4 protein-coding genes are annotated in these 4032 nt (G+C 59.7%); all 4 read left to right on the forward strand.

Going from position 1 to position 4032, the window contains the following annotated elements; all coding sequences use genetic code 11:
- Nucleotides 1-417 (forward strand): sporulation initiation factor Spo0A C-terminal domain-containing protein (locus J7G73_RS12550; RefSeq protein ID WP_291246508.1); only part of this gene is annotated, 417 nt, incomplete at its 5' end.
- Between the two features lie 188 nt (nt 418-605).
- The gene (gene ispF / locus J7G73_RS12555; RefSeq protein ID WP_291246509.1) at nt 606-1718 is read left to right on the forward strand and encodes a 2-C-methyl-D-erythritol 2,4-cyclodiphosphate synthase; all 1113 of its coding nucleotides are present in this window, start codon (nt 606-608) and stop codon (nt 1716-1718) included.
- A 187-nt stretch (nt 1719-1905) separates the two neighbouring features.
- Nucleotides 1906-2781 carry a diadenylate cyclase CdaA gene (gene cdaA / locus J7G73_RS12560; protein WP_291246510.1) on the forward strand — a complete coding sequence of 292 codons (876 nt, stop codon included), beginning with the start codon at nt 1906-1908 and terminating at the stop codon, nt 2779-2781.
- Nucleotides 2768-4032 (forward strand): CdaR family protein (locus tag J7G73_RS12565; RefSeq protein WP_291246511.1); only part of this gene is annotated, 1265 nt, incomplete at its 3' end. The genes cdaA and J7G73_RS12565, both read left to right, overlap by 14 nt.

Here is a 4032-nt window from a genome sequence, read left to right on the forward strand (position 1 = left end):
CTGGCGGGACAGCCCCAGAGCGGCGGGGAGGAGCCCGGGCGCCTCTCTGGTGAGAGCCAGAACCTGGAGAGCACCGTCACCTCCATTATCCATGAGATCGGCGTGCCCGCCCACATCAAGGGCTACCAGTATCTGCGGGAGGCCATCATCATCGCCGTGGGCGACATGGATGTGATCAACGCGGTGACCAAGATCCTCTACCCGGAGGTGGCCAAGCGTTTCGGCACAACGGCCTCCCGCGTGGAGCGCGCCATCCGACACGCCATTGAGGTGGCATGGGACCGGGGTGATCTGGAGACCCTGCAAAAGTATTTCGGCTATACGGTGAGCAACGCCAAGGGCAAGCCCACCAACTCGGAGTTTGTGGCCATGATCAGCGACCGGATGCGGCTGGACAAAAAGCAGCGCCAGGCCTGAGAAGGGAAAAAGGCGGGGGAGAGAACGGGCCGTTTCGGCATATGGTGCCGGGGCGGCCTTTTTTTTGTGCGCGGGTGGTGTGCACCTGGTGGATTTTTAGAGCAGGATACGATATAATGTATCTGTTATAAAGAATGAAAGCGGAACGCTTTGCAGGACGGGCGATTCCGCGCCAGGAGGCACCAAGCATGAATAAAACCGTTACCGCTGTGATCGTGGCCGCCGGTTCTTCCCGCCGGATGGGCTTTGATAAACTTTCCTGCCGAATTTCCGGCGGCACCGTGCTGGAAATGAGTCTGCGGGCCTTCGACCGGCACCCGCTGGTGAAGGACATCGTGCTGGTGACCGGCGAGAACGATGGCCCTGCCCGTGCGGCGGCAGCTGCCTGTGAAAAGCCGGTGACCCTGGTGCGCGGCGGAGCCACCCGGGCGATCAGCGTGCGCAACGGCGTGAGCGCGGCCAGCGGTGAGCTGGTGGCTATCCATGACGCGGCCCGCCCCTTTGTGAGCGAGGCAGTGATCACGCAGGCGTTGGAGGCAGCGGCAAGCACCGGTGCGGCGGCCCCGGCGGTGCCGGTGAAGGACACCATCAAGCAGGCGGAGGACGGTCGGGTGAAGGGGACTCCTCCCCGCGAGACTCTGTTCGCAGTGCAGACGCCCCAGTGCTTTGACCGGGCGCTGTATCTGGAGCTGCTGGCCCACGCGGCGGACGATTCCATCACCGACGACTGCCAGCTGTTCGAGCAGGCAGGCCGGACGGTGGTGCTGACCGCGGGCGATTACGCCAACTATAAAATCACCACACCTGAGGACCTGAAAGGAGAGACAAGCATGCGCATTGGCCATGGATACGACGTACATAAGCTGGTGGAGGGCCGCCGCCTGATCCTGGGCGGAGTGGATATCCCCTACGAGAAGGGCCTGCTGGGTCATTCCGATGCGGATGTGCTGGCTCACGCAGTGATGGATGCGGTGCTGGGTGCTGCTGCGCTGGGCGACATCGGCAAGCATTTTCCGGACACCGACCCCGCTTACAAGGGAGCGGACAGCCTGGAGCTGGTCCGGCATGTGGCCCGCCTGATGGCGGAACAGGGCTGGAAAATCGAAAACATCGACTCCACCATTCTGTGCCAGGCACCCAAGCTGGCCCCCCACATTCCCACCATGCGCCGGAATCTGGCCGAGGCCTTCAGCATTTCCGAAGAGCAGGTGAGTGTGAAAGCGACCACCGAGGAAAAGCTGGGCTTCACCGGCGCGGGTGAGGGCATCGCGGTACATGCAGTGGCGCTGATCACCCGCTGACCGGCAGACCCAAAAAAAGGTTTTCAAGCCTGCAGGCGTGTGATATACTAACAATGGTAACATGCGCAGATATGGTGTGTGATCCGGCAGAGCTGACCGGGGCACGCCATATAGAAATCACATGGAGTTTTGAAACACTGCGCCGCCGGACCAACGGGCCGGATCGACGCAAACAGGAGGTTTTTTTGTGGCGAATGGGTTTGAAATCAGCCAGTTTGTGGGCAATTTGATGTCCATCTGGCTGCAGCCGCAGAATATTCTGGATATTGCCATCGTCGCCTTCGTGATCTACGAGCTGCTGGCAGTGATCCGCAAGACCCGGGCCGCACAGCTGGCCAAGGGCGCGGTTGTTGTGGTTGCGGTGTATGCGCTGGCGTATATCCTGGGGCTGCGCACCGTGATGTGGGTCATGAACAGCGTGCTGCAGGTTGGTATTCTGGCGCTGGTGGTATTGTTCCAGCCGGAGCTTCGCCGGGCGCTGGAGCAGATGGGCCGCACGGACAAATGGGCGTCCAAGCTGCTGCGCAGCCGCCGGATGGACCCGGGCCTGCGTGCCCAGTGGCAGAACGCCTGCCTGGCCATCTGCGACGCCGCGGAGCAGTTGTCCGACACCAACACCGGCGCGCTGATCGTGCTGGAGCGCAATACCAATCTGTCCGAGATCATCCGCACCGGCACCCCGCTGAACGGCGATGTGAACCGGGAAATGCTGGGCACCATTTTTTACGAAGGTACCCCGCTGCACGACGGTGCCGTAGTGGTGCGGGACGGTATGCTGAAGGCGGCCGGCTGTGTGCTCCCTCTTTCGGATAATCTGGAGATCGGCAAGGATATGGGTACCCGTCACCGGGCGGCGCTGGGCATGAGCGAAAACTCCGACGCGGTGGTGGTGGTGGTCAGTGAAGAGACCGGCATCATCTCGCTGGCAAAGAACGGCGTGCTGATCCGTCGGCTGGACCGTCAGAATCTGTTCAATCTGCTGCAGGAGGAGCTGGTTCCTCCCGAACAGCAGGACACTCCTAAAAAATCTTCTTTCTGGAGAAAAAAGAATGAAAAAGGATAAAGATAAATCTCTGCTGGACGACCGGCGTTTTTCCATTCCGCTGTCCATCCTGCTGGCGGTGGCAATGTGGATGGTAGTTACCATGGTGATCAACCCCAACTCCACCTTCACCATTTACAATGTGCCGGTGGATTTTAATTACAACTCCACAAGCTATACCAGCAAAGGGCTGGATATCGTGAATAATCCCCAAAAGAATGTTTCTCTGAAGCTGGAGGGCAACGGGTATGACCTGAGCGGCCTGAAGGCGGAAGACTTTGTGGTTTATCCGGATTATTCTTCGGTGAACGGCCCCGGCGAGGTAACGCTTCCCCTGCGTGTGCTGGTGCGGGATAGCGCCAGCCAGGTGAAGGCCACCGTGAATAAGGATGAACGGGTCACCGTGGTGTTCGATTCCGTGGAGGAAAAGACCTTTACCGTACAGGTGCAGGCCAGCGATCTGACCATCGCGGACGGCTACATCCTGCAGGGCACCGTGGCTTCCCCCAGCTCGGTGACCGTGAGCGGCCCGGCCAGTGAGGTGGACAGCATCGACCGGATCGTGGCCCGTGTGGAGTCCAGCTCTGACCTGGAGAACATGTCGGAAAGCAAGATCAAGACGGTTGCTCTGGAGGCGCAGGATGCCCAGGGTCAGTCCCTGAGCCTGCAGTACACCACCATGGATACCAAGGTGGTGGATGTGACCATCAACATTTACCAGACCAAGGAACTGCCTCTGGCGGTGAACTTCATCAACGTGCCCGAGGGCTTTGACCTGAATAGTCTGAACTACACCCTGTCCCAGGAGACCATGGTGGTGAGCGGTCGCCCCGAGACGCTGGAAAGCCTGACCGAACTGGCGGTAAGCGACTTTGATCTGTCCACCTTTGAGCTGGATAAGTCCTACAGTCTCACCGTGAACCTGCCCAAGGGTGTGGAAAGCAAGAACAATGTGAAGACCATTACCCTGAGCTTCGACACCACCGGCCTTGCAAGCCGGACCCTGAATGTGGCGAATATCCGCGCTGTCAATCTGCCGGATGGCTACAACGTGACGGTGAACGACACCAAGGTTGCGAACGTGACCCTGATCGGCCCCGAGGAAGAGCTGGAGAAGCTGTCTCCCAGCAGCGTGGTGGCCACGGTGGATATGAGCCAGAGCCAGGTGGTCGCAGGCACGGAGAACCTTTCGGCCTCCATATCGGTACCCTCTTCCAGCACCATTTTCGCAGTGGGCAGCTATTCGGTAGAGTGTTCCATCACAGTAAATTC

It is taken from the genome of Allofournierella sp., assembly GCF_017889395.1.
Lineage (GTDB): Bacteria > Bacillota > Clostridia > Oscillospirales > Ruminococcaceae > Allofournierella.